A 24663-nucleotide genomic window follows, 5' to 3' on the forward strand; every position below is an offset into this window, starting at 1 on the left:
GGGGTATCGCCCGGGTTCTGAAGCCCCGGGGCCGTAGGCTGGGCCGATGACCGACCGAGAGCCGAGCACCACGGGCGGGGCGGACGCCCCCGACCTGGTCGAGCCGGTCCTCATCGCCGCGTTCGAGGGCTGGAACGACGCCGGGGAGGCCGCGAGCACCGCGCTGGAACACCTGGAGCTCAGCTGGGACGCCGAGCCTCTGACCTCGATCGATCCCGAGGAGTACTACGACTTCCAGGTCACCCGGCCGCACGTGAAGCTCGCCGGCGGGGTGACACGGAAGATCGAGTGGCAGACGACCCGGCTGTCGTGGGCCACGCTGCCGGGCACGGACCGGCACGTCGTGCTGGTCAGCGGCATCGAACCGAATCTGCGCTGGCGTTCGTTCTGCGCCGAACTGGTCGGTCACGCCGAGCGCCTGGGGGTGACAAAGGTCATCACGCTCGGAGCCCTGCTCACGGAGGTCCCGCACACCCGGCCGACGCCGGTGAGCGGGACGTCGTGGGACGCGGACTCGCTCAAGGAGATGGGCACCGAGCCGTCGAACTACGAGGGCCCGACCGGGATCGTGGCGGTGTTCCAGCAGGCCTGCGTGCAGGCCGGGATCCCGGCCCTGTCGTACTGGGCCGAGGTGCCGCACTACGTCTCGCAGGCGCAGGTCCCGAAGGCCGCGGTCGCGCTGCTGCACCGGATCGAGGAGGCGCTCGACGTCGAGGTGCCGCTCGGCGGGCTCCCGGAGAAGGCCGAGGAGTGGGAGCGCACCGTCTCCGAGATGGCCGACGCCGACGACGAGGTGCGGGAGTACGTCCGCCAGCTCGAGGAGCAGGCGAACGAGACCGAGGAGGAGGAGACCCGCACCGAGCTGCGGGAGACCTCGGGCGACACGATCGCGGCCGACTTCGAGCGCTACCTGCGCCGTCGCGGCCCGAACTCCTGACGGGCGGGCCGGCGCGGCCCCTCACGGGTGGGCCGGTGCCGCGGTGACGGGGGCGCTGCGCCGCGGCGCGCTGTTCGCGGGCGCGTTCCTCGGGCCGTTCGGCGGGGGGATGACGGCGGCGATGCTGCCCGAGCTGGGCGGCGACTTCGGGGTGCCGACGGCGACGGCCGCGGTGTCGATCACGGCCTACCTGCTGCCGTTCGCCGGTGTGATGCTGGTCTCGGGCACGCTCGGGGAGCGCTGGGGCCGCGGCCGGACCGTCGTCGCCGGGTACGCGGTCTACGTCCTCGCGTCGGTGGTGTGCGTGCTCGCGGGCTCCTGGACGCTGTTCCTCGCCGGCCGGGCCCTGCAGGGGGTGGCGAACGCGTTCACCACCCCGCTGCTGCTCGCGGCGCTGGCGACCGCGGTGGAGCCGGAGCGGCTCGGGCGCGCGCTGGGCTGGTTCGGCTCCCTGCAGGCAGCCGGGCAGACCTCGGCGCCGCTGGTCGGCGGGCTCGCCGCCGAGGTCGACTGGCGGCTCGCGTTCGGCGGGGCGGCGGCCGTGGCGCTGCTGCTCGGGGTGGTCGGGATCCCGGACGGACCCGCCGCGGCCCGGGACGGCCGCCGTCCCCGGCTGCGCTCGGCGTGGACCGGGCCCGTGCTGCGGCTCGGCGTCGTCGCCGGGCTGGGCTGGGGCTGCCTGGCCGATCTCAACTTCCTGCTCGCGCTGCGGCTCGAGGATGACTTCGGCCTGGGCTCGGCGTCCCGCGGGCTGGTGCTGACCGCGCTCGGGGTGGCCGGGATCCTCACCGCCCGCCTCATCGGCGGTGCGGTGGACCGGCTGGGGCCGCGCCGCTGCGTCCTCACCGGTGCGGTCGCCGGCGGGGTGCTCGTCGCGCTCATCGGTCTGGTGCCGGTGCTCTGGGTGGTCGTCGCGCTGTGGGCCGCCGGCGGGATGTGCAGCCAGCTGATCCTGGTCGGGGTGAACGCACTCGTCCTGGGGGCGGGCGGGCCGAACAGCGGCGGCGCCGTGTCGGTGGTGCAGGCGGTGCGGTTCGCGGGGACGGCGGCGTCCCCGGTCGGGCTCACCCCCGTCTACCACGTGGACCCGGTGGCGGCGTTCGTCGTGCCTGCCGGGTTGCTGGCCGTCGCCGCGCCCGCGGTGCTGGTGGCGGGCCGGGCGCCGCGGCCCGCCGGCTGACCGGCACCGGCCGCGCTCAGCGCTCCGCGGCGTGCGTGCGCAGGTCGGCCAGGTCGACCCACTCCAGGGTCCGCGCGTGCGTGGCCTCGAGGACGACCGGCGGGGCGACGTCCTCGCGCAGCGCCTCCACCCAGCGGCTCGCGCACAGGCACCACCGGTCCCCCGGTTCGAGCCCCGGGAAGCCGAATCCCGGCCGCGGGGTGGACAGGTCGTTGCCCCGTTCCCGGGAGAAGTCCAGGAACTCCGCGGTGACCCGGGCGCACACCGTGTGGACGCCGGCGTCGTCCCCACCGGTGTCACAGCAGCCGTTGCGGTAGAACCCGGTCAGCGGATCGGTCGAGCAGCTCTCCAGCTCCCCGCCGAGCACGTTACGCGCCATGCGGCCATTCGACCACGCACCCCGGCTCCCGGCATCCCGCACTGGACCTGAAGCCCGGTCGAGGTCGCACGCTGGGTGCGGGAACGGCGTGGAGGAGCGGGCGATGCAGGCGATCGTGGTGGAACGGTTCGGCGGACCGGAGGTGCTGCAGGTGCGGGACGTGGCCGATCCCGCACCCGGCGACGGCGAGGTGCTCGTCGACGTCGGGGCCGCCGGGGTGCTGTGGGTGGACACCGCGATCCGCCGCGGCGCGGGGCCGCCGCACCTCGCCGCCGAGCCGCCGTACGTGCCCGGCGGGGTGGTCGCGGGGACGGTGACGGGGCTCGGTGCCGGGGTGGACCCGGACCTGCACGGGGCCCGGGTGGCGCTCCGGGCCCCGCACGGCGGGTACGCCGAGCGGGTCGTGGCGCCGGCGTCGTCGCTGGTCGCGGTGCCGGACGGCGTGGACCTCGGGGCTGCCGCCGCCCTGTTCGGGGACGGGGCCACCGCGCTGGCGCTGCTGGAACGCACGCCGGTGCACCCCGGGGAGCACGTGCTCGTCCTCCCGGCGGCGGGCGGCCTGGGGAGCGTGCTGGTTCAACTGGTGACGGCGGCCGGCGGCCGGGTGATCGGTGCCGCGCGGGGTGTGGCGCGCGGCCGGCAGGTGCGGGAGCTCGGCGCCGAGCACGTCGTCGACCACGGCCGTCCGGGCTGGGTGGCCGAGCTGCACGCGCTGCTGCCGCGCGGCCCGGCGGTGGTGTTCGACGGCGTCGGTGGCACGGCAGGCCGCTCGGCGGCCTGGCTGGTCGCCGACGGCGGCCGGTACAGCTCCTACGGCGCCGTCGGCGGTCCCCCGCCCGAGCCGGGGCCGTGCGAGGAACGCTCCCGGCGGCTCACCGTGGTGACCATGGAACAGCTCGCCGGTGTCGCGGCGGACGCACCCCGCCGAGTAGGTGAGGTGCTGGCGCGCGCCGCACGCGGGGAGCTCCGGCCGCTGGTCGGAGCGGAGTACCCCCTCGCCGAGGCGGCCCGGGCCCACACGGACCTGGAGCGGCGCCGCTCCACGGGGAAGATCCTTCTGCGACCGTGAGACGCCCCGCCGCACCCGGGCGGCGGGGCGCCACGGGCGCCGTCAGAGGCGGACGCCGAGGAGCGCGTCCAGGGCGGTGCGGGCCAGCTGCGGGGCGCCGGCGTCGGTGCCGCGGCGGGTCAGCGCCTCGTCGGCCCAGGCGTCGACGGCGGCCAGCGCGCCGGGGGTGTCCAGGTCGTCGGCGAGGTGCGTGCGCAGCTTCGCGACCAGCTCGGCGGCCTCCGGGCCCGCGTCGAGCTCGACGGCCTCGCGCCAGCGGGCGACGCGGCCCTCCCCCTTCGCGTGCACCTCGTCCGTCCAGGACCGGTCGTCGCGGTAGTGCCCGTCGAGCAGCGCCACCCGTACGACGTTCGGGTCCACGCCGGAGCTGCGCAGCTTCGAGACGAAGACCAGGTTGCCCTTCGACTTCGACATCTTCTCGCCGTCGAGGCCGATCATCCCGGTGTGCACGTAGTGCCGGGCGAACGGGTGCTCGCCGGTGAGCGACTCGGCGTGCAGCGCCCCGCACTCGTGGTGCGGGAAGATCAGGTCGGAACCGCCGCCGTTGAGGTCGATCTGCTGGCCGAGCCGGTTCAGCCCGATCGCGGCACACTCCACGTGCCACCCCGGACGCCCACGGCCGAGCCCGGACTCCCACGCCGGCTCCCCCGGCCGCGCCATCCGCCACAGCAGCGGGTCGAGCGGGTTCCGCTTGCCGGGCCGGTCCGGGTCGCCGCCGCGCTCGCGGGAGAACTGCAACATCGTCTCGAGGTCGTAGTTCGACTCGTAGCCGAACCGGCCGGTGGCGGAGACGTCGTGGTAGACGTCCGGGTACTCCGGGTCGTCCAGCCGGTAGGCCGCGCCGGAGGCGACCAGCTTCTCCACCAGCTCGGCGATCTCCGGGATCGCCTCGACCGCGCCGACGAACTGGCGCGGCGGCAGCACCCGCAGCGCCTCCATGTCCTCGCGGAACAGGGCCGTCTCGCGCAGCCCGAGCACGACCCAGTCGTCCTGGTCGCGCTCGGCCCGCTCGAGCAGGGGCTCGTCGATGTCGGTGACGTTCTGGACGTAGTGCACCTCGTGCCCGAGGTCGCGCCAGAGCCGGTTCACCAGGTCGAAGGCCAGGTAGGTGGCCGCGTGGCCCAGGTGGGTCGCGTCGTACGGGGTGATCCCGCAGACGTACATCGTCGCGACCGGGCCCGGCGCGGTCGGCCGCACCCGCCCGGTGGCGGTGTCGTGCAGCCGCAGCGGCGGACCGCTGCCCTCCAGTGCCGGGACGTCGGTCGGGGCCCAGGTCTCCATGCGGTCAAACCTACCTACGTGTCGGGAGTGCTCATGCGGACGAACGCGCCGGATCGTCCGCCGATTCCTCGGTCGCACGTGTCCGGTGCCGCAGTGACAGCAGCACTCCGAGCACCATCGTGATCACGAGTCCGATGGCGGTGTACCAGGTGAAGCCGACGGCGTCCGGCGCGAACAGGAACAGCGAGCCCATCACGACCACCGCGACGGCGAACGCGACGATCGCGTCGGCCTGCCGGGCCCGGCGGACGACGATGCCGAGCGCGAACGCCCCGAGCAGCCCGCCGTAGGTGATCCCGGCGACCGAGAGCCCCAGCTCGACGACCGGGTCCTCGGTCGAGGTGAACAGGTTGGCGAAGACGATGAACACCAGCCCCCACACGAGCGTCGTGAACCGGGACAGCCGGATGCCCTGCTGCGCGGACAGCTCGCGCCGGGACAGCGTCTGCACCAGGTCGATCACGGTCGACGACGACAGCGCCGACAGCGACGAACTCAGCGTCGACATCGCGGCGGCGAGGATCCCGGCCAGCAGGAGACCGGACACGCCCGCCGGGAGGCCCTCGACGATGAACTTCGGGAACAGCTCGTCGCCGGTCTCCAGTCCCAGCGCGCCCGGGGTCGCCCCGCCGTAGTAGCCCCACAGGAAGAGCCCGACGACCAGGAACAGCGCGAACTGCACGCCGACGACGACCGCGGAGAAGATCAGCGCCTTCTGCCCGTCACGGACGGTCCGGCACGACAGCAGCCGCTGCACGATGATCTGGTCGACGCCGTGGCTCGCCATCGACAGCAGCGCGCCGCCCACGACCGCGGTCACGAAGGCGTAGGGGGCGGACAGCGGGCTGGAGGTGAAGTCGAGCAGCTGGGTCTTCCCCGCGGCGACGGCGTCGTCCCAGAAGCCGGCGGGCAGCTGCGGCCCGATCACCGCGAGCGCGACGATCCCGCCGGCGACGTAGAGCCCCATCTGCAGGACGTCGGTCCAGACGACCGCCTTGATCCCGCCGACGTAGGTGTAGGCGACCGTCACCAGCGACAGGACGACGATGATCCAGAAGAACGAGACGTCGAGCCCCATCCCGGCGAGGATGACCTTGACCGGGATGGCGGCGGCGAACATCCGGACGCCGTCGGCGAGCAGCCGGGTCAGCAGGAACGCCACCGAGGCGGTGCCCTGCATCCCGCGACCGAACCGTTGCCCGAGGTAGCCGTAGGCGGTCGTCAGACTCCCCGCGGCGTAGCGCGGCAGCAGGACGAACGCGACGACGATCCGGCCGATCAGGTAGCCCAGCGCCAGCTGCAGGTAGGTCAGCGAGCCCAGGTAGGCCACGGTCGGCACGCTGATCACGGTCAGCGCCGAGGTCTCGGTGGCGACGACCGACAGCGAGATGGCCCACCAGGGCATCTCGCGACCACCGAGGAAGTAGTCCTCGTTGGATCTCTGCCGGCCGGCCATCCAGAGTCCGATGCCGAGCGACAGCACCAGGTAGGCGACGATCACGATCAGGTCGAGGGTGCGCAGCACGGCGGCTCCCTGGGGTGTGGGCCCGGCGACACTGCCGGGAGCGGGGGACGGGTCGGGACGGGTCGGGACGGGTCGGCGGTCCGGATCAGTCCGGGCGGGGTGGTGCGCCCGCCCGTCCGGTCGCGAGCCGGAGCCGGAGCCGCGGTTCCGCGGGTGCGGGCAGCCGCAGTGGTGCCGCTCCCGGGCTGATCCGGCCGGCGATCGTCGGCTCCCGGGCGCCGGTGCACGACGGCACCGTGGAGGCGACGCCGTGCCAGGTGAGGAACCCGAGCAGGGCGAACAGCAACGCCTCCTTCCCGTCGCCGGGCAGGCCGGCGTCGGAGACCGGGGCGAGGCGGGCGGGCGCGAGCCGGCGTTCCAGCGCAGCGACGACGGCGGGGTTCCGCGCCCCGCCCCCGGAGACCAGCACCTCGCGGACGCCGTAGGGCGCCAGCGCGTCGGCGACGGTGACCGCGGTCAGCTCGACGAGCGTCGCGAGCAGGTCGTCGGGCCGGTCGAGCACGGGGTGGCCGTCGAGCACCCGCGCGGTGTAGGCGGGGTCGAACAGCTCCTTGCCCGTGCTCTTCGGTGGCGGCAGCCGGTAGTACGGCTCGGCGAGCAGCCGGGCCAGCGCGCCGGCGTCGACGGTGCCGCGGGCGGCGCGGACCCCGCCGGTGTCCTGGTGCGCACCCGTCGTGGCGCGGGCGGCGGCGTCGAGCAACGCGTTCGCCGGGCCGGTATCGAAAGCGGCCGCAGGGCCCGCCCCGACCACGGTGACGTTGGCGATCCCGCCCAGGTTGAGCGCGGCCACCGGTCCCCCGGCAGCCTCGACACGGTCACCGAGCAGCAGGACGTCGAGGACGGAGGCGAGCGGGGCCCCGTGCCCGCCCGCCGCGACGTCACGGACCCGCAGGTCCGACACCACGGGCAGGCCGGTGGCCTGCGCGATCCACGCGGGCTGGCCCAGCTGCAGGGTGCCGAGCACGGCACCGTCCTCGACATCGTGGAAGAGCGTCTGGCCGTGGCTCGCGACCAGGTCGGCGCGGCCGCCGGTGAGCTCGTCGATTCCCGTGCGTGCCGCCGCTGCGAACGCGTGGCCGAGCCCGGTGTCGATCCGCGCGACGGCGCCGAGCGTGGTCGCGGCCGGCGGGAGGGCCTCCAGGACGGCGGCACGCAGCTCCGGCACGAACGGCACCTCGAGGTGCCCGAGCGGGGCCATGGTGACCGTCCCGCCACCGATCTCCAGGCCGGCCGCGGCGACGTCGATGCCGTCGACGGAGGTCCCCGAGGACAGGCCGACGACGATCACTCCGTGCCCCCGTCCACGGTGCCCCCGTCCACCGGGCCGCCGTCCACCGGGCCGCCGGCACCCGCCGCGACGGCAGCCGAGACGCGGCCGTCGGCACCGGAGAGGAGACGGCCCGCGGTGCGGGCGTCCACCCCGGCGAGCAGCGCGACGATCGCGGTCTTGGCGTGCCCGCCGGCGTCGTCGAGCGCGGTGCGCACCTCCCGCGGGCCGGCCCCGGTGGCCTCGCCGACGATCCGCTCCGCCCGGACGCGCAGCTTCACGTTGGTCGCTGCGACGTCGACCATCAGGTTGCGGTGCACCTTGCCGAGCCGGACCATCACGGCCGTCGACAGGGCGGTGAGCAGCATCTTCTGGCTGGTGCCCGCCTTCATCCGGGTCGAGCCCGCGACGATCTCCGGGCCGGTGTCGAGCGTGATCGCGACGTCGGCGAGTTCCGCCATGACGCTGCCGGGGTTGTTCGCGACGGCGACGGTGGCCGCCCCGGCCTCGCGGGCGGCGACGAGCAGCGCGCGGGCGTAGGGGGTCCGGCCGGACGCGCTGATCGCGATCACCAGGTCGTCAGGGCCGGGGTCCAGCGCGGCGAGATCGGCGCGGGCGGCGCCGGTGTCGTCCTCGGCGCCCTCGACCGCCCGCGTCATCGCATCGGGGCCGCCCGCGAGGAGGGCGACCACCCGGTCGTCGCCGACGCCGTAGGTGGGGGCGAGCTCGGTCGCGTCGAGGACGGCGAGACGGCCCGCGGTCCCCGCGCCGCCGTAGACCATCCGGCCGCCGCGCTCCAGTCGCTCGACGGCGAGATCGGCGACGGCGGCGATCCGCTCCGCCTCGGCCCGCACGGCCTCCACGACGAGCGCGTCCTCGGTCGTGACGAGATCGACCAGCGCGCGGGTGGACCACTGGTCCAGGTCGGCGAGGTCGGGGCGGGCGCGCTCGGTGGCGAGGGCGCCGAGGTCCTCGGTCACCGCAGGACCCCGGGGAGCGGGGCGAGCAGGGCGTGGTGGGGCACGGTCGGGTCCTCCAGGAGCAGGCGGGCGCCGTCGAGGGCGTCGCCGCGGGGTGGGGTGCGGGTCAGGGCGCGGGCGGCGAGGGCGTCGTCGAACGGACGGGTGAGCACCGGGCCCGCGTCGAGCAGGCCGCCGGCGCAGGCGACCGGCCACGTGCCGTCCGAGCCGTCCGAGCCGTGCGGGCCGTGCGGGCCTGCCGGTCCCGGATCGAGCCGGTCCCGGGCCGCGGCCGCGGTGTCGGCGAGATCGGACGCGGCCCGGGTGACGATCGCGCCCGCGACCGGGTCCCCGGTGCCCGCCGCGTCGACGACGTCCCGGGCGAACCGGGCGACCTCGCGGGCCGGGTTGTCCGAGCCGTGGATCCGGCCGGGCAGCCCGTCCGGGTCGCCCCAGCGGTCCCGCAGGCGTGCGAGCAGCGTCGCCGATCCGCCGGGACGGCCGTCGTGGGCACGGAGCGCGGCGTCCAGGCCGCCGCGACCGATCGCGTGGCCGCTGCCCGCGTCGCCGAGCAGGTAGCCCCAGCCGTCCACCCGGGCCGGACGCCCGGCGGAGTCGATCCCGAGGGCGACGGTCCCCGTCCCGGCCGCCAGCACGACGCCCGGCGCCCCGCCGAGGGCTCCGGCGTGCCAGGTGGTCATGTCGCTGGCCAGGAGGACCCGCACGCCCGCGCCGAACCGTTCCCGCAGCCCGTCGGCGAGGGCATCGGCCCGGTCCGGCGCCGACGCGAGGCCGGCGAGTCCCGCGGCGACGGCGTCCGGGGCCGGCCAGCCGGCGGTGGCGCCGCCGATCGCGGCGAGGGCCCGGCCGACGCCGTCGCGGTCGGCGAGCCCGCTCGCCCCGCCCCACTCCCCCGTCGCGACGCGGTGGCCGTCCTCGACGAGGGCGGCCCGGCAGCCGGTCTTGCCGACGTCGAGCGCGAGCAGCCGGGTCACGTGGCACCCACCCCGGCCGCGACCGGGGCGATCTCGGCCTCGATGCGGTACCGGTCGCCCCGGTAGACGGCGCGGACGAACTCGAGCACCCGGCCGCCGTCGTCGCGGGTGGTGCGTTCGAACAACAGCGCCGGGCTGTGCACCGGCACGCCCAGCAGGTCCGACTCGGGCCCGTCGGTGACGGTCGGCTCGATCGACTGGCGGCCACCGGCGACTGCGTGGCCGTGCCGGGCCAGCAGCTCGTAGTACGACGCGGCGGCCAGGGTCTCCTCGGTCAGCCCCGGCACGAGGTCGGCCGGGACGTGCAGGGTCTCCAGGGCCATCGGCTCGTCGTCGGCGAGCCGCAGCCGCAACGCCCGGACGACGACGGCGTCCGGCGACAGCTCCAGGCGCCGGGCCAGCCGCGCCCCGGCCGGACCGGTCTCGAACTCCACGATCCGGGTGGCCGGGACCAGCCCGCGGGCCCGCATGTCCGCCGAGAACGACGTCGCCGTGAGCCCGTGCGCGATCCGCGGCCCAACGGCGAACACCCCGGCGCCCTGCCGGCGCCGCAGCCGGCCGGCGGCGACCAGCTCGTCGACGGCACGGCGCAGCGTCGTCCGGGACACGCCCACCTCGCGGGCGAGCTCGCGCTCTGGCGGTAGCGGGTCGCCCGCGGCCATGGCGTCGACCCGTTCGCGCAGCTCGTCGTGCAGCCGCCGGTACTTCATCGACCCTCCTCCAGATCTGGACCAGTGGTACAGTTCTGCGCGCCGAATCGCAAGCCCTCCGGTGGACCACTGGACCACCGGACGTCGAGAGGAGTGCCGTGCCCGACGATCCCGGAGCCCTGATGGCCGCGGAGACCGCCGAGCAGCCGGAGGTCTGGCGGCGGTTGCTCTGCGCGTCCGGCCCCGGCGGGGAGTCCGGTGTGGACCGGGTGGCGGCACTCGTCAGGGACCGGTCACCGCGGTTCGTGCTGTTCGCCGCCCGCGGCACCAGCGACCATGCCGCGCTCTACGCCAAGTACCTGACCGAGATCCGGCTGGGCCTGCCCGCCGGGCTGGTGTCGCCGTCGACCCTGACCGCCTACGCGGCCCGTCCCGACCTGCGCGACGTCCTGCTCGTGGCGGTGAGCCAGTCCGGCGGCTCGCCGGACCTGCTGGCGTGCGTCGAGACCGCCCGGGCTCAGGGGGCACTGACGGTCGCCGTCACCAACGACGCCCGGTCGGCGCTCGCGACGGCCGCGGACGGGCACGTCGACGTCCTCGCCGGCCCCGAACGCGCGGTCGCGGCGACCAAGACCTACACCGCACAGCTGCTCGCGCTGCACCTGCTCGTGTCGGCGGTCCGCGGTGAGCCCGACGCCGGAGCAGCCACGCTGCCCGGGCTGGGCGAGCGGGTGCTGGCCGGGGAGGACGCCGTCGTCGCGGTCGCCGCCCGGTACCGCTTCGCGCAGCGCATGATCACAACCGGGCGGGGCTACTCCTATCCGGCGGCCCGCGAGGCCGCGCTCAAGCTGATGGAGACCGCCTACGTGTCGGCGCAGGCGTTCTCCGGGGCGGACCTGCTGCACGGCCCGCTCGCCCTGGTGGACCCGCTGGTCCCGGTGCTGGCCGTCGTCTCCCCCGGTGCGGGCGGCGACGCGATGGCGCCGGTCCTGGCGTCGCTGGCCGCGCGGAACGCCGACGTCCTGCGGGTCGGCGGCGACGGCGGGCTGCCCCTGCCCGGCGCGCCGCGCGAGGAGCTCGCGCCGCTGCTGGAGATCCTCCCGATGCAGCAGCTGGCCCGCCACGTCGCCGTCGCGCGCGGCGGGGACCCGGACGCGCCGCGCGGGCTGGCGAAGGTGACGGAGACCCTGTGAGCCTGCTCGTCGCCGCGGAGACGCTGGCCACGGGCACCGGGGACGGGCCGGGGCCCGGGTGGGTGGAGCTCGGCGGAGGCCGGGTGACGGCTGCCGGTTCCGGGCCGCCGCCGCGGGAACCGGACCGGCGGGCCGCCGTCGTCGTCCCGGGATTCGTGGACCTGCACTGCCACGGCGGGGGCGGCGCCGCCTTCGGCACCGACACCGCCGAGGCGGCCCGGGTGGCCGCGTTCCACGCCGCCCGCGGCACGACGACGATGCTCGCCTCCCTGGTCACGCTCCCCCGAGCCGAGCTCCTCGACGCCGTCCGGGCGTTGCGGCCGCTCGTCGACGACGGCGTCGTCGCCGGGGTGCACCTGGAGGGGCCCTGGCTGGCCGCCTCCCGGTGCGGGGCCCACGACCCCGCGCTGCTGCGCGACCCGGACCCGGCCGAGCTGGAGCCGCTGCTCGCCACCGGCGCCGTCGCCGTCGTGACGGTCGCGCCCGAGCTCCCCGGCGGGCTCGCGGCGATCGAGCAGGTGCACCGGTCCGGGGTACTCGCGGCCGTCGGGCACACCGCGGCCGGGTACGACCTCACCCGCCGGGCGATCGACGCCGGCGCCCGCCTCGGGACGCACCTGTTCAACGCGATGGCGCCGCTGCACCACCGCGATCCCGGCCCGGTCGCGGCGCTGCTCGCCGATCCCCGCGCCGCCGTCGAGCTGATCACCGACGGCGTGCACGTGCACCCGGCGCTGTGGGAGATCGTGGACCGCGCGGCGCCGGGGCGGGTCGCGGCGGTCACCGACGCGATGGCCGCGGCCGGGATGCCGGACGGCGGCTACCGGCTCGGCGCCCTGGACGTCCGGGTCGACGGCGGCGTCGCCCGCCTCGCCGACGGGACGATCGCCGGATCGACCGCGACCGCCGACGCGCTGTTCCGCCGGATCGTGGCGGCGCACCCGGGCCCGCTGGAGGCGGCACTGGCCCGGGCCGTCGCGTGGACCTCGACGATCCCGGCCCACCTGCTCGGGCACACCGGCGCCGGTCGTCTCGACGCGGGCGCGCGGGCCGATCTCGTGCTGCTGTCCGACGACCTCGTGGTCGAGGGCGTCCTGCGGGGTGGCGCGCCCGTCACCTGACCGGCGCCGTGCCCCGCGTCACCACCACTCGACGTCCAGCTTGGACTCGATCTCGCGGACGTGCCTGCGTGCGCAGGCCGGGCACAGCCAGCCGTCCCGGCCGCGCTCGTCGCGGTCGGACACCCACCCCGCGACGGCCGCCGCACCGGCGTCGCCGGGCCGTACGGCGCCGCACAACCGGCAGGCGGGCGTCGTCATGTCCGAGATGGTGCTCCGGACGCGGCCGGGTTGTCGAGATGTTCCCGGCGCCGGCCGAGGCGGTTCGCGATCGCCGCGCAGGCCATCAGCTGGATCTGATGGAACAGCATCAGGGGCAGCACGACCAGCGCCGCCGCCGGGCCGCCGAACAGCACGCCGGCCATCGGCAGCCCGCTGGCCAGGGATTTCTTGGAGCCGCAGAACACGATGGCGATCCGGTCCGCGGACCGGAAGCCGAGTGCGCGGGTGCCGAGCGCCGTCAGCCCCAGTACGACGGCCAGCAGCAGCACGCAGACACCCAGCAGGACGCCCAGCGAGAGCGGGGTGAGGGTCCGCCAGGTCCCGGCGACGACACCCTCGCTGAACGCCGTGTAGACGACGAGCAGGATCGAGCCGCGGTCCACGAGGACCAGCCGGGACCGGTGCGCCGTCACCCACCGGCCGATCAGCGGCCGCGCCGCCTGCCCCGCGAGGAACGGCACGAGCAGCCGGAGCGCGATGTCGCCGAACGTCGCCGCGTCGAACCCGCCAGTGGTCGCGAGCAGCAGCGCGGCGAGCACCGGGGTCAGGAACACGCCGAGCACGTTCGACACCGACGCCGCCACGATCGCGGCCGGGACGTTGCCGCGGGCGATCCCGGTGAAGGCGATCGACGACTGCACGGTCGACGGCAGGCAGCACAGGAACACGACGCCGGTCGCCAGCGGTGCGGGCAGGAGCCACTCCGGCAACAGCAGCGCCGTCGCCCCGACCAGCGGGAAGACCACGAACGACGCGGCGAGCACCGTCGAGTGCAGCCGCCAGTTCCGCAGGCCGGAGAACGCCTCCGCCGTGGAGAGCCGGGCGCCGTAGAGGAAGAACAGCAGCGCGATCGCCGCCGTCACCGCACCGTCGGCCACGTCGGCGGCCGTGCCCCGGGCCGGTACGAGCGCCGCGACCCCGACGGTGACGACCAGCAGCACCAGAAACGGATCGGGACGCACACGCACCCGACCGATTCTCCGCGCACCGCTGCCATCGGGAAACCAGCTGAGTACACTCACTGTCAGCGCGTTCTACGATGATCGGGTGATGGATCCGGTGCTGCTGCGCTCGTTCGCCGCCGTCGCGCGGATGCGGAGCTTCACCCGTGCCGCGACGGCGCTGGGGCTCGGGCAGTCCACGGTCAGCCAGCACGTGCGGAAGCTGGAGGCGGTCGTCGGGCGCCCGCTGCTCGACCGGGACGCGCACTCGGTGGCCCTCACCGCCGACGGCGAGGCGATGCAGGAGTTCGCCGCGACCATCCTCGACGCCGGGGACCGCGCCCTGGCGCACTTCCGCTCCGCCCGGGTGCACGGACGGGTCCGGTTCGGCGTCTCGGAGGACCTGGTCCTCACCCGGCTCCCGGCGATCCTCGCCGACTTCCGGCGCCGCTACCCCGAGGTCGAGCTGCGGCTGACCGTCGGGCTGGCCGACAGCCTCGAACGACGCCTGGACCGCGGCGAGCTGGATCTGATCTTCGCCAAGCGGGCGCCCGGGGCGGACGGCGACCCGGCCGTCGTGCGCCACGACCGGTTCGTGTGGGTCGGCCCGCCGGGCTGCGGGATCGGGCCGGACGACCCCGTCCCACTGCTCGGCTATCCGCCGCCGAGCCTGTCCCGCAGCGCCGCGGTCGGCGCGCTCGAGGCGGCCGGACGCCCCTGGCGGATGGTCTGCACCAGCGGCAGCCTCTCCGGCCTGCGGGCCGCCGCGCTCGCCGGGCTGGGCGTGCTGGCACACGCCGGGACCCTGGTGCCGGACGGTCTGGAGAAGGTCCCGGCCCGTGCGGGGCTGCCGGCCCTCGGACCGGTCGAGGTCGTGCTCGTGCACGGCAGGCGCCGGACCGGCCCGGCCGAGGCACTGGCCCACAGCATCCGGACCGCAGCCGCCGACCTCCGCTCGGGCGCCTAGCACTGCCCGGTCCCGCGCCCGCACCTGGTCGCCGCACCGCTCACTCCTCGCATGGGGTGCGGCGCACGACCAAGGGGTGCGGCGCACGACCACGGGTGCGGCGCACGACCGACGGGCCCGGGCCCGCCAGGGCTCTGGCCCTCAGTGCTCGGGCCCCCAGCGCTCGGGCCACCCAGTGCTCGGGCCCTCAGGGCTCGGGCCCTCAGGGCTCGGGCCCCGCAGTGCCCGGGCCCCCAGCGCTCGCGCACCTCGTCCCACGCTGACGCACCCCGTTCCCGGCCGCCGCACCTCGCTCCGGCCCGGCGCACCCGCTGCGTGGGGTGCGGCGCACGGTCACGGGGTGCCGCGACAGGGCTCAAGGTGCCGCGCGCCGTCACGGACGCGCAGCCGGGCCCGGGATCGGCTCGCCCGTCCCCGCCCGTCCGGCGCACCGCGGCCGCGCCCGGCGCACCCCGTCACCGCTCCGGGCACCCGTCGCGTGGGGTGCGGCGCACGGCCACGGGGTGCCGCGACCGGGCACAGGGTGCGGCGGCCGGGCCGGGAGCGCGCGGTGCGGGGCACGGGTGCGGGGTGCCGGGCGCGGGGTGCCGGGCGCGGGGTGCAGGGCGCGGGGTGCGGGTGCGCGGCGCGGAGTGCGGGTGCGCGGCACGGAGTCCGGGTGCGCGGCACGGAGTCCGGGTGCGCGGCACGGGGTGCGGGTGCGGGGCGGCGCACACGATCTGTCCGGTGCGGGATCCGGCGGCTAGGGTCCTCGATCGTGCGACGACGCCGGGGGTTCCTGTCCACCGTCCTGCTCAGCGTGGCTGTGCTGACCGGGTGTGGGACGGGGGACCAGGTGGACTCACCGGCGCTCGCCCGGATCGCCGAGTCCGGGGAGCTGCGGGTGTGCTCGACCGGTGACTACCGGCCCCTCACCCACCTCGCCGCGGACGGGACCTGGTCCGGTATCGACGTCGACATGGCCCGTGACCTGGCAGCGGAGCTCGGCGCGCGGACGACGATGGTGGAGACGACCTGGTCGGGCCTGCTCGACGACGTCGTCGCCGGGAAGTGCGACATCGCCGTCGGCGGGGTGTCGATCACGCCGGACCGTGCGGAGAGGGCCGCGTTCACGATCCCGTACCTGCGGGACGGCAAGACGCCCATCGTCCGCTGCCCCGACGCGGAACGGTTCCGGACCGTCGCCGACATCGACAGGCCGGGGGTGCGGGCCGTGGTGAACCCCGGCGGCACCAACGAGCGGTTCGCCCGGGAGAACCTGCGCAACGCGACGATCGTGCCGCACCCGGACAACAACACGATCTTCGACGTCGTCGCCGACGGCGGCGCGGACCTCATGGTCACCGACGCCATCGAGACCCGCTGGCAGGCCGCTCAGCGGCCGGGCGAGCTGTGCGCGGTGCGCCCCGAGGACCCCTTCACCGACTCGGAGAAGGCGTACCTGACGCAGGCCGGCGACCCGGCGTTCACCCAGCGGGTCGACGTCTGGCTGAAGACCGCCCGGACCGACGGCACCTGGGAGCGGTTCGCCCGTCCCTGGCTCGGCTGAGCGGTTCTGTCGGGGGTCCCTGCCACGGTGCGGGCATGCGGATCGTGGTGACGACACCGACCGGGAACGTCGGCTCGCGGGTGCTCCGGCTCCTGGTGCAGGCCGGCGTGCGTCCGGTCGCCCTCGCGCGCGACCCGGCCCGGCTGCCTCCTGACCTGGCCGGGTTCGTCGAGGTGGCGCAGGCCGACCAGACCGACCGTGACGCCGTCCTGCGCGCGACGGCGGGAGCGGACCGGCTGTACTGGGTGAACCCTCCGGGGCCGCCCGGTTCGGATCCGATGGAGCAGCACGCGGTCTGCGCGGAGGTGGTGGCCGCGGCCGTCCGGGAGAACGGGATCGGCGGCACCGTGTTCCAGAGCAGTGGCGGCGCGGAGCGGCGGCACGGCACCGGCGACATCGACGGGCTCAGTGCGACCGAGGAGGCGCTCGACGCCACCGGGGCACCGGTCCTGCACCTGCGCTGCGGCTACTTCACGACGAACCTGCTGATGTCGGCGGCGGAGATCGCGGACGGCACGCTGTCCACGCCGTGGCCGCTCGACCATCCGCTGCCCTGGGTGGATCCGCGCGACATCGGCGACGTGGCGGCCGACCGGCTGCTCGGCCCCGCATGGACGGGCCGGAGCGTCCAGGGTGTGCACGGCCCCGAGGATCTCTGCTTCGCGCAGGCGGCGGACGTGCTGTCCGGGGTGCTCGGGCACCCGGTGCGCCCGGTGCACCTGCCCGACGCCGGGTTCCGCGCGATGCTCGCCGCCGCCGGGTTGAGCGCGCCCGAGGTCGACGCGGTGGCCGGCATGGCCGCCGGGCTGACCGACGGCGTCGCCCCCGAGCCGCCGCGGGACGCGACGACCACCACGCCGACGTCGCTGCGGTCGTGGGCCGCGGAGCACCTGCGCGGGGCCGTCGCGCCCGGCCCGTGACCGGGTCAGCCCGTCCGCTTGCGCAGGTAGTCCGCGACCACCTCCGCACCGAGCCCGTCCAGGTCGGGGTTCACGACCCGACCGCCGGCGCGACGGGCCAGCCGGTCCATGAACGCGGCCAGCCCGGGGTCGTCGCCGAGCACGAAGAACGTGAACCGTGCGTCCATCCCGATCAGCCGGTCCAGCCCGTCGACGGTCGCGCGGAGCGTGTGCGGGCTGGGCGGGTAGTCGAAGTACGCCTCGCCGTCGCGTTCCAGGTGCGCGGTGGGCTCGCCGTCGGTGACGACCAGGACCACCGGGGTAGCGTCCGGCTGCCGGGCGAGCCGCTCGCGGGCCAGCAGCAGGGCGTGGTGCAGGTTCGTGCCCTGCATGTACACGCCCTCCAACCCGACCAGCTCGGCGAGGTCGACGGTCTGCGCGTGCCGCCCGAACGTGATCAGCGACAGGTCGTCGCCGCGGAACCGGGTCGAGATCAGCTGGTGCAGGGCCAGCGCCGTGCGCTTCATCGGCACCCAGCGGCCCTCGGCCACCATCGACCACGAGGTGTCCACCAGCAGCGTCACCGCGGCGCGGGTCCGCTGCTCGGTCTCGACGATCTCGACGTCGGCCACGTCGAGCGCGCGGTCGTCGCCGCCCGCCCGCCGCAGCTGCGCGTTGAGCAGGGTGCGCGGCACCGACCAGGCCTCGGTGTCGCCGAACGCCCACGGCCGGGTCGCCCCGGTCGCCTCCCCTGCCGCACCGGCGCGGCGGGTCTCCCGCTGTCCCTGGCGCCCCGCGATCCGGTCGGCGACGTCGCGCAGCACGGACTGCCCGAGGGTGCGCAACGCCTTCGGCGAGAGCATCAGCGACCCGTCGGGCGCCCGCCGGAAGAGGTCCTGGCGCTGCAGCTCCAGCTCGGCGAGCGTGCGGGCGTCGGCCGCCGCCTCCCGGCCGAGCATCTCGGTGAGCGCGTCGAGGTCGATGTCCTCCATGCGTGCGCCCGGGTAGCTCTGGGCGAGCTGCTCGGCCAGCGCGTCGAGCTGCCCGAGCTGCTCCAGCGCGCGGGTCGCCTCGCCCATGCCCATCGGGTTGTCGCCGCGGAAGTTCCCCTCCCCCGACCAGTCCTCACCGGGCCGCATGCCCTGCAGCTGGGCGTCGAGCCGGGCCAGCGACTGCGCGAGCCGCGGGTCGCCGAACGCCTGCTGGGCCAGCTCGGCGAGCTCGGCCCGCTGCTCGGCCGACATCAAGTTCATCATCCGCTGGGCGGCCGCGGACCGGGCGGCCAGCGCGTCGACCAGCTCCTCGGTGTTCTGCGGGTTCTCCGGGAAGTGGTCACCGTGCTTGCCCATGAACTCGGCGAACCGCTCCGTGGTGTCCTCGCCGCGGGCGTGGTGCTCCAGGAGGTCGTTGAGGTCGTCGAGCATCTCGTTGATCCGCTCGACGTCCTCCGGCGTCGCTCCTTCGAGCGCCTGCTTCATGCCCTCGAAGCGCTGGTCGAGCATCTCCCGGCCGAGCAGGTCGCGGATCTCGGAGTGCGCCTCGCGGGCGTCGGCGGACCGCCAGTCGTAGGAGCCCAGTTCGCGGACGGCACCGCCGGTGTCGGACGGCAGGGCGTCGAGCTGCATCTCGCGGAACCGGGCGTCGTCGGAGTCCTCGTTGCGCAGGGACTCCTGCTCGGCGTCGAGGGCACGCTGCAGGAGCTCGCGGACCTCCTGCAGCGTGCCGTCGATCCGGTTGTCCCGCTGCAGGTCGCGACGCTGCTCCCAGACACGGCGGGTCAGGTCGTCGAGACCGCGACGCCCGTCGAGACCGCGCCGCATGAGCTCCTGCAGCGCCTGCCGCGGGGAGCTGCCCTCCATGACGTCGCGACCGATCTGGTCCATCGCGGACCGGATGTCGAACGGCGGCGCCAGCGGGTCGGGCCCGCCGGTGTAGGGCCCGTAGGCCCAACGCCGCTTCGCGCGGCGCGGATCAGCCATACGACACCGTGTCCCCGTCGTCGCCGGCGTCCTTCGCGAGCTTCCGGGTGAGGAACAGGTACTCCAGGGCCAGCTCGGCGGCCGAGGCCATCGGGCCCGGGTCCTCGGTGCCGGACGCACCGAGCTTCCCGGCGATCTCGGTGAGCGCCCCGACCTGCGGCAGCGCGGCGACGACGTCGCGGGCCGGGACCCGCTCACCGGTACGGACCGGGCGGGTGGAGACCTCGACCGCGAGCTCGTCGAGATCGACGCCGCGCAGCGCGAACCGCGCGGTGTCGGCGGTGGCGCGGCGCAGCAGGTGCTCCAGCACCTCGTCCTCGCGCCCCTCCTCGCCGGCCGCGAACTCCAGCTTGCCGCGCAGCACGGCGGGCACCGACTCCAGGTCGACCGGGCGGGCGTAGGCGCGGTCCTCACCGACCAGCGCGGCCCGGCGCAGCGCGGCGGCGGCGACGGTCTCCGCCGCGGCGACGGCGAACCGGGCCGAGACGCCGGAGCCCTGGTCGATCGCCGAGGACTCCCGCAGGTGCCGGGTGAACCGGGCGACGACCTCGATCAGGTGCCGCGGGACCTCGGCCTCCAGCGAGGCCTCCTGCGCGACGAGCTCGACCTCGGGCGCCAGCTCCAGCGGGTAGTGGGTGCGCACCTCGGCGCCGAACCGGTCCTTGAGCGGGGTGATGATCCGCCCGCGGTTGGTGTAGTCCTCCGGGTTCGCGCTCGCGACGAGCAGCACGTCCAGCGGCAGCCGCAGCGTGTAGCCGCGGACCTGGATGTCGCGCTCCTCCATCACGTTGAGCAGCGCGACCTGGATGCGTTCGGCCAGGTCGGGCAGCTCGTTGATGGCGACGATCCCGCGGTGCGCCCGCGGGACGAGACCGAAGTGGATGGTCTCCGGATCCCCCAGCGAGCGACCCTCGGCGACCTTGACCGGGTCGACGTCGCCGATCAGGTCGGCGACCGAGGTGTCCGGGGTGGCGAGCTTCTCGGTGTAGCGGTGCGAGCGGTGCACCCAGGCGACGGGCAGGTCGTCGCCCAGCTCCTCCGCCCGCCGGACCGACGCCGGGGTGATCGGCTCGTAGGGGTGCTCACCGATCTCGGAGCCGTCGATGACGGGGGCCCACTCGTCGAGCAGGTTGCCCAGCGACCGCAGCAGGCGGGTCTTGCCCTGGCCGCGCTCACCGAGCAGGACGAGGTCGTGGCCGGCGATGAGGGCCCGCTCCAGCTGCGGGACGACGGTGTCGGAGAACCCGACGATGCCGGGCCAGGGATCGCGGCCCTCGCGCAGGGCCGCCAGGAGGTTGTCGCGGATCTCTTGCTTCACGCCCCGCAGTTCGTGGCCGGACGTACGCAGCGCGCCGACGGTACGGGGAAGGTCAGGTGTGACGGGCACGGATTCCACGCTACGCCCGGTCGCGGCGACTGGCGCGCGGTCGCGTCGTGCCCCGGGCGGAAGGTCCGGGGTGACCGGCGCCACGGTGCGCCGGCCCGGCGGCAGAGAATACTGTCTGGCTGTACAGATAGTTTGTCGGGCGGCTCCGGGAGGACCGATGGAGGGCACGCGGGACGGGCGTCGCCGTCGCGGTGCGGACACCCGCCGCGCACTCGTCGACTCAGCCGTCGACGTCGTCACCACCGGCGGGTTCGACCGGCTCACCCTGCGCGAGGTCGCGTCCCGGGCCGGGGTCTCCCCCGCGTCGGCCAGCTACCACTTCGGCACGGTCGCGGACCTGCTCGCCGCCGTCGTCGCGGAGCTGGACGACCGGTCGACCGCACGGCTCGCGGACCTGACCCGGCGCAGCCGGGCCGGCGAGCTCACCCTGCTCGACGCCTGCACGACCTACCTCGTCGACCTGCTCGGCCCGGGTCGTCGGGCGTACCTGACCATGCTGGAGCTGCGGATCCGCGCCGCCCGCGATCCCAGCCGGGTGGCGCCGCCCGGCGGGCAGGACGCCGTCGTCGACCTGATCCAGGACCACCTCCGCAACCGGGACCGGGCCCGCGAGCTGTTCGCCTCGGTGGTCGGGCTGGCCACCCTCGGTGCGCTCGACCCGGCCGAACCGGATCCCGCACGGATCCGCGACCACATGGCCCGCCTCCTCGACAGCCACGGCCTGGCCCGGGAACCCGCGCGGACCGCGGAGGGAGAACGCTCGTGAGCACGCACTGGCCCACCGGCCGCATCACCCGCACCGATCTCGCCGCACGCGTCGGTGCGGAGCGGGCCGAGATGGCCGGGCGCGCGCTGCGCACCGGTGACCCGCTCGCGGACGCCGTCGTCGCCGAGATCCGGGACGGCGGTCGCGAGGTCCGTGCCCGGCTCGATCTCGGCATCCGGGAGGGGCTCGCCGCGCTGGAGGACCCGCCGCCCGCCGTCGCCGCACTGCTGGCGTCGGCGGAGTCGCTGCCCCCGGGCGCCGACCCGGCGCTGCTCGACACCGGTGCGCGGCCGCTGTTCACCTCACCGCCGCCCGTGCACACCCTCTCGCTGTCCGCCGGGGCGTTGCTGCGCACCTACGGGTCGCCGTCGATCGCGGTCCTGCTCGACACCACCGGCCGGCTCGTCGACGGGGCGGAGCGGCGCCTCGCCGAGACCGGCCGCTGGCTGCTCTCGGCGACCCTGCCCGGCGGGCTGCGTCCCGGCAGCCCCGGCTACGTCACGACGCTGCAGGTCCGGATGCTGCACGCACACATGCGGGAGCTCGCGCGCACCCGCGGCTACGACGAGACGGTGCACGGTGTCGCGATCAACCAGATCGACCTCGCCCGGACCTGGCTCGACTTCACCCTCGTCTCGCTGACCGCCGAGGAGACCATCGGTTTCGGGCTCACCGGTCCGGAGACCGCCGAGGTGTACGCCTACTGGCAGGTGCTCGCCCACCAGCTCGGCATCGAGCCGGAGCAGCTCGAGGGGATCACCGGCCACGCGGGGGCCGCCCGGCTCGACGCGCTCGTCGGTGCCGTCACCGGGCCGCTCGCCCCGCAGTCCCGCACGCTCGCGGCCGCCACCGTCGACGCCGTCGCGGGGCTGCTGCGCGAGCCGCTGCGGCTCCCGCTCCCGGCCGGGCGGCTCCTGCTGGAGGTCCTGGGCCGCCGCTTCCACGGGCCGGCCACCGCAGACGCGCTGGGTCTGCGCCGCAACGCCGGGCTCGATGCGCTCCTCGGCGCCGGTGCGCGCGTGGTGCGGGCCCGGCGGGCGTGGATCCGCCGACGGCCCGGCGCGCTGGAACGGACCCGGGCCCGTCACGTCGCCGCGACCCGCGCGATCCTCGCCGCGGACGGCGCCCCCGCGCTGTTCCAGACGTACCGGCCGGACACGTCCGAACCCGCCCGGAGCTGACGACGCCCACCACGGGTCAGTCCGCCGGCCCCGGGTCCGGGGTGCCGTTGTCCCACCACTCGACCCGCATGCCGGCCGCCCGCACCGCGGCCTCGGCCTCCCCCCCGCCGGTCCGCGGGGGTGACGAGCACCAGGCCACCCGCCCGGCGACGGCGGCGGGCCAGCGCCGCCGCGACCCGCGGCAACGGCTGGCGGTGCGTCCCCCGCTCGCCGAGCTGCGGGTAGGTGTCGGCGACGGCGAGCAGCGTCCCGCCCGGGCCGTCCTCCCGGCCGTAGAGCACGACGAAGTGCCCGACCCGCCAGTCCGCGCGCGGCAGCCCGCTGTCGTCGCCGGTCTCCAGGAACGCCTCGAGATCCTCCGTCGGGGTGTGCGACGAGACGAACCACCTGGTCAGGACGTTCGCGATCGGCAGCAGCGGGATGCCGACGACGTTGTCGAGCAGGACGCGCAGCCGGTCGGCGCTCCACGTCCCGGTGGCCGGGACCGCCGCGAGCGCGCCGCCGGAGAGCTCCTCGACGGCGCGGCCGACGCCGGGCGCCGACGTCCCGGCGCGCTCGGCCGACGCGGCCCGGCCGACGCCCGTCCAGGCGTCGGTCCGCGACGGGGCGGTGGGCGGCCGGGCGGACACGACGTCCTCGGCGAGGACGGCGCTCCCGGCCGCGCGGGCGAACGCCGTCACGTCCGGGGCCGGTGCTCCGGTCAGCGCCGAGACCGCGAGCCGCGCCACGAACGGCCCGCACAGCTGGTCGGGCTGGGGCAGTGCCGCGGCGTGCTCGGCCAGGAGCAGGTCGACCGCGGTGAAGGGCACGAAGGCCATGGGCGGGGCCGTCAGTACCGGAAGCGGAGCGCGGCCAGCACGTCGTCGACCGCCCGGCCCTCGGCGGACGCGGCGTCGGAGGCCCGCACGGCGCGGAACGCCCCGATGAGCTCCTCCCCCAGCACCCCGGTGATCCGCGGGTTCGCGTGCAGCGCAGCCGCCTGCCCCTCCGGTGTGGCGGGCAGCGCGACGATCCCGGCGGCGTCGCGCTCGGCGGCGGTCCACGTACCGGGATCGCTCTGCACCGGGTCCGGCAGCGGGGGCCGGTCGGCCAGCCCCGCCAGCCCGGCGCCGATGACCACGGCCTGGGCGAGGTAGGGGTTGGCGGAGGCGTCGGAGACCTTCAGCTCGACGTTCGCGTGCGCCGCACCGAGCAGTCCGGTCGCCGGGACCATCCGCAGCGCCGCCTCCCGGTTCTGCACGCCCCAGAACGCGTACGCGGCGGCGAAGTGGCCGGGACGGCGCCGGTGCAGCGACCCGACGCTCGGCGCGGTCACCCCGGCGACGGCGGGCAGGTCGCGGAGCAGCCCGGCCAGCCACGCGGCCCCGTCGCCGGTCAGCCCCGCCGGGCCCTCACCACCGGCGAGCAGGGGGACGTCGCCGCGGGAGACCGAGGTGTGCAGGTGCCAGCCGTTGCCCGCCGACGACGTCGACGGCAGGGGCGCGAAGCTCGCCCGGAACCCGTGCGCGGCCGCCGCGGCGTGCACCGTCTGGCGGGCCAGCAGCTGGCGGTCCGCGGCCGTGAGCGGATCGGCGGCCTCGATGCTCAGCTCGATCTGGGCGGGCCCGAACTCGGCGTGGAACTGCCCGACCGGGACCCCGTTGTCGCGCAGGTCGCCGAGCAGCCGGGTGACGAAGCCGTCCAGGCCGACCAGTGCGTTCGGCCCGTAGACCGGTCCGGTGAAGGCGGGCACCGGGGGTTCGGCGCCGTCGTCGAGGTAGAGCGCGAACTCGAGCTCGTACCCGACGCGCACGGTCACGCCGGCCCGGTCGGCGGCAGCGAGCTGCCGTTCGAGGACCCCACGCGGGTCGTACGGCCAGGCGGCCCCGTCGTCGGCGACGAGCCGGCCCGGCGACCAGCCCAGGCCGCGCCGCCGGGCGAGCGGGACGACGGCGTCGGGGCCGGCCGCCGGGACCAGCCGGACGTCGCCGGACGGCGTCGAGATCCCGGGCGCGTCGAACGTGATGGCGTCGCCGGTGTCGAAGACGGCGAACAGCGACGTCACCCCGACGCCGCGGTGGGCCACGTCGGACAGGCTCTCGACCGGCACCGTGCGCGAGCGCAGGACGCCGTTGTTGTCGGCCCAGCCGATCGTCACGCCGACCACGCCCCGGTCGGCCAGTGCGCGGGTACGGCCCTCGAACCCGTGCGCGTCGGGCAGCGTCATGCCGGGCAGCGTA

The 24663-nt window shown here is 75.9% G+C and carries 23 protein-coding genes; 10 read left to right on the forward strand and 13 right to left on the reverse strand.

Annotation, left to right across the window (positions count from 1 at the left end; translation table 11 throughout):
* Positions 1–46 precede the first annotated feature (46 nt).
* Positions 47–937, forward strand: a complete 891-nt coding sequence (locus Ae150APs1_RS02490) for a PAC2 family protein (protein ID WP_010227415.1) — start codon at positions 47–49, stop codon at positions 935–937.
* A gap of 43 nt (positions 938–980) precedes the next feature.
* Complete coding sequence (locus tag Ae150APs1_RS02495; protein WP_075295490.1) at positions 981–2117, forward strand: MFS transporter; 1137 nt, start codon at positions 981–983, stop codon at positions 2115–2117.
* Positions 2118–2133: 16 nt separating this feature from the next.
* On the opposite strand, the gene Ae150APs1_RS02500 is transcribed toward Ae150APs1_RS02495, so the two are convergent.
* On the reverse strand, positions 2134–2496 hold the full coding sequence (locus Ae150APs1_RS02500; RefSeq protein WP_060575917.1) for a DUF2237 domain-containing protein: 363 nt from the start codon (positions 2494–2496) through the stop codon (positions 2134–2136).
* A 103-nt stretch (positions 2497–2599) separates the two neighbouring features.
* On the opposite strand from Ae150APs1_RS02500, the gene Ae150APs1_RS02505 reads away from it, so the two are divergent.
* Positions 2600–3565 (forward strand): zinc-binding dehydrogenase, encoded by a 966-nt coding sequence (locus tag Ae150APs1_RS02505; protein WP_075301601.1) that lies wholly within the window; start codon positions 2600–2602, stop codon positions 3563–3565.
* 42 nt (positions 3566–3607) lie between these two features.
* Here Ae150APs1_RS02505 and mshC read toward each other — a convergent pair whose 3' ends face one another.
* The 6 genes from mshC to Ae150APs1_RS02535 form a co-directional block, all read right to left on the reverse strand.
* Positions 3608–4846 (reverse strand): cysteine--1-D-myo-inosityl 2-amino-2-deoxy-alpha-D-glucopyranoside ligase, encoded by a 1239-nt coding sequence (gene mshC / locus Ae150APs1_RS02510; protein WP_075295492.1) that lies wholly within the window; start codon positions 4844–4846, stop codon positions 3608–3610.
* A 31-nt stretch (positions 4847–4877) separates the two neighbouring features.
* Positions 4878–6368 (reverse strand): sodium:solute symporter, encoded by a 1491-nt coding sequence (locus tag Ae150APs1_RS02515; RefSeq protein ID WP_075301603.1) that lies wholly within the window; start codon positions 6366–6368, stop codon positions 4878–4880.
* An 88-nt stretch (positions 6369–6456) separates the two neighbouring features.
* Positions 6457–7659, reverse strand: coding sequence for an anhydro-N-acetylmuramic acid kinase (locus Ae150APs1_RS02520; RefSeq protein ID WP_075295495.1), 1203 nt, complete (start codon positions 7657–7659; stop codon positions 6457–6459).
* Entirely contained in the window at positions 7656–8618 is a 963-nt protein-coding gene (locus tag Ae150APs1_RS02525; protein WP_083679890.1) for an N-acetylmuramic acid 6-phosphate etherase, read from the reverse strand. Before Ae150APs1_RS02525 ends, Ae150APs1_RS02520 begins: the two co-directional genes overlap by 4 nt.
* A complete protein-coding gene (locus Ae150APs1_RS02530) occupies positions 8615–9592 on the reverse strand; it encodes a BadF/BadG/BcrA/BcrD ATPase family protein (RefSeq protein WP_075295499.1) in 978 nt (325 codons plus the stop codon). The genes Ae150APs1_RS02525 and Ae150APs1_RS02530 overlap by 4 nt, the downstream gene beginning before the upstream one ends.
* Positions 9589–10302 carry a GntR family transcriptional regulator gene (locus Ae150APs1_RS02535; RefSeq protein WP_075295501.1) on the reverse strand — a complete coding sequence of 238 codons (714 nt, stop codon included), beginning with the start codon at positions 10300–10302 and terminating at the stop codon, positions 9589–9591. Before Ae150APs1_RS02535 ends, Ae150APs1_RS02530 begins: the two co-directional genes overlap by 4 nt.
* A 122-nt stretch (positions 10303–10424) precedes the next feature.
* Here Ae150APs1_RS02535 and Ae150APs1_RS02540 point away from each other — a divergent pair, with 122 nt between their 5' ends.
* Complete coding sequence (locus Ae150APs1_RS02540) at positions 10425–11435, forward strand: SIS domain-containing protein (protein WP_075301605.1); 1011 nt, start codon at positions 10425–10427, stop codon at positions 11433–11435.
* On the forward strand, positions 11432–12556 hold the full coding sequence (locus tag Ae150APs1_RS02545; RefSeq protein WP_212567148.1) for an amidohydrolase family protein: 1125 nt from the start codon (positions 11432–11434) through the stop codon (positions 12554–12556). Before Ae150APs1_RS02540 ends, Ae150APs1_RS02545 begins: the two co-directional genes overlap by 4 nt.
* 18 nt (positions 12557–12574) lie before the next feature.
* Here the strand turns inward: Ae150APs1_RS02545 and Ae150APs1_RS02550 are convergent, their stop codons facing one another.
* Positions 12575–12754: a hypothetical protein gene (locus tag Ae150APs1_RS02550; RefSeq protein WP_010235005.1), complete on the reverse strand. Its 180-nt coding sequence runs from the start codon at positions 12752–12754 to the stop codon at positions 12575–12577.
* Positions 12751–13737, reverse strand: a complete 987-nt coding sequence (locus Ae150APs1_RS02555; RefSeq protein ID WP_083679891.1) for a bile acid:sodium symporter family protein — start codon at positions 13735–13737, stop codon at positions 12751–12753. The genes Ae150APs1_RS02550 and Ae150APs1_RS02555 overlap by 4 nt, the downstream gene beginning before the upstream one ends.
* 88 nt (positions 13738–13825) lie before the next feature.
* Between Ae150APs1_RS02555 and Ae150APs1_RS02560 the strand changes: the two genes are divergently transcribed.
* The 3 genes from Ae150APs1_RS02560 to Ae150APs1_RS02570 all read left to right on the forward strand — a co-directional run bounded on the left by Ae150APs1_RS02560 (position 13826) and on the right by Ae150APs1_RS02570 (position 17152).
* Positions 13826–14683, forward strand: coding sequence for a LysR substrate-binding domain-containing protein (locus tag Ae150APs1_RS02560; protein ID WP_075295505.1), 858 nt, complete (start codon positions 13826–13828; stop codon positions 14681–14683).
* A gap of 757 nt (positions 14684–15440) precedes the next feature.
* Positions 15441–16232: a transporter substrate-binding domain-containing protein gene (locus Ae150APs1_RS02565; protein ID WP_075295506.1), complete on the forward strand. Its 792-nt coding sequence runs from the start codon at positions 15441–15443 to the stop codon at positions 16230–16232.
* A gap of 35 nt (positions 16233–16267) precedes the next feature.
* Positions 16268–17152 carry an NAD(P)H-binding protein gene (locus tag Ae150APs1_RS02570; RefSeq protein WP_075295508.1) on the forward strand — a complete coding sequence of 295 codons (885 nt, stop codon included), beginning with the start codon at positions 16268–16270 and terminating at the stop codon, positions 17150–17152.
* A gap of 5 nt (positions 17153–17157) precedes the next feature.
* Here the strand turns inward: Ae150APs1_RS02570 and Ae150APs1_RS02575 are convergent, their stop codons facing one another.
* Both Ae150APs1_RS02575 and Ae150APs1_RS02580 read right to left on the reverse strand, forming a co-directional pair.
* Positions 17158–19110, reverse strand: coding sequence for a VWA domain-containing protein (locus Ae150APs1_RS02575; RefSeq protein ID WP_075295510.1), 1953 nt, complete (start codon positions 19108–19110; stop codon positions 17158–17160).
* Entirely contained in the window at positions 19103–20497 is a 1395-nt protein-coding gene (locus tag Ae150APs1_RS02580) for an ATP-binding protein (protein ID WP_010234048.1), read from the reverse strand. The genes Ae150APs1_RS02575 and Ae150APs1_RS02580 overlap by 8 nt, the downstream gene beginning before the upstream one ends.
* A gap of 157 nt (positions 20498–20654) precedes the next feature.
* Between Ae150APs1_RS02580 and Ae150APs1_RS02585 the strand changes: the two genes are divergently transcribed.
* Both Ae150APs1_RS02585 and Ae150APs1_RS02590 read left to right on the forward strand, forming a co-directional pair.
* Positions 20655–21263, forward strand: a complete 609-nt coding sequence (locus Ae150APs1_RS02585) for a TetR/AcrR family transcriptional regulator (RefSeq protein WP_075295512.1) — start codon at positions 20655–20657, stop codon at positions 21261–21263.
* Positions 21260–22444, forward strand: a complete 1185-nt coding sequence (locus Ae150APs1_RS02590; RefSeq protein WP_075295514.1) for an oxygenase MpaB family protein — start codon at positions 21260–21262, stop codon at positions 22442–22444. The genes Ae150APs1_RS02585 and Ae150APs1_RS02590 overlap by 4 nt, the downstream gene beginning before the upstream one ends.
* On the opposite strand, the gene Ae150APs1_RS02595 is transcribed toward Ae150APs1_RS02590, so the two are convergent.
* The gene (locus Ae150APs1_RS02595; protein ID WP_075295516.1) at positions 22348–23262 is read right to left on the reverse strand and encodes a hypothetical protein; all 915 of its coding nucleotides are present in this window, start codon (positions 23260–23262) and stop codon (positions 22348–22350) included. The genes Ae150APs1_RS02590 and Ae150APs1_RS02595 overlap by 97 nt on opposite strands.
* Before the next feature lie 11 nt (positions 23263–23273).
* Positions 23274–24650 carry a glutamine synthetase family protein gene (locus Ae150APs1_RS02600; RefSeq protein WP_075295518.1) on the reverse strand — a complete coding sequence of 459 codons (1377 nt, stop codon included), beginning with the start codon at positions 24648–24650 and terminating at the stop codon, positions 23274–23276.
* Between the last annotated feature and the right edge of the window lie 13 nt (positions 24651–24663).

It is taken from the genome of Pseudonocardia sp. Ae150A_Ps1 (assembly GCF_001932315.1).
Classification (GTDB): domain Bacteria; phylum Actinomycetota; class Actinomycetes; order Mycobacteriales; family Pseudonocardiaceae; genus Pseudonocardia.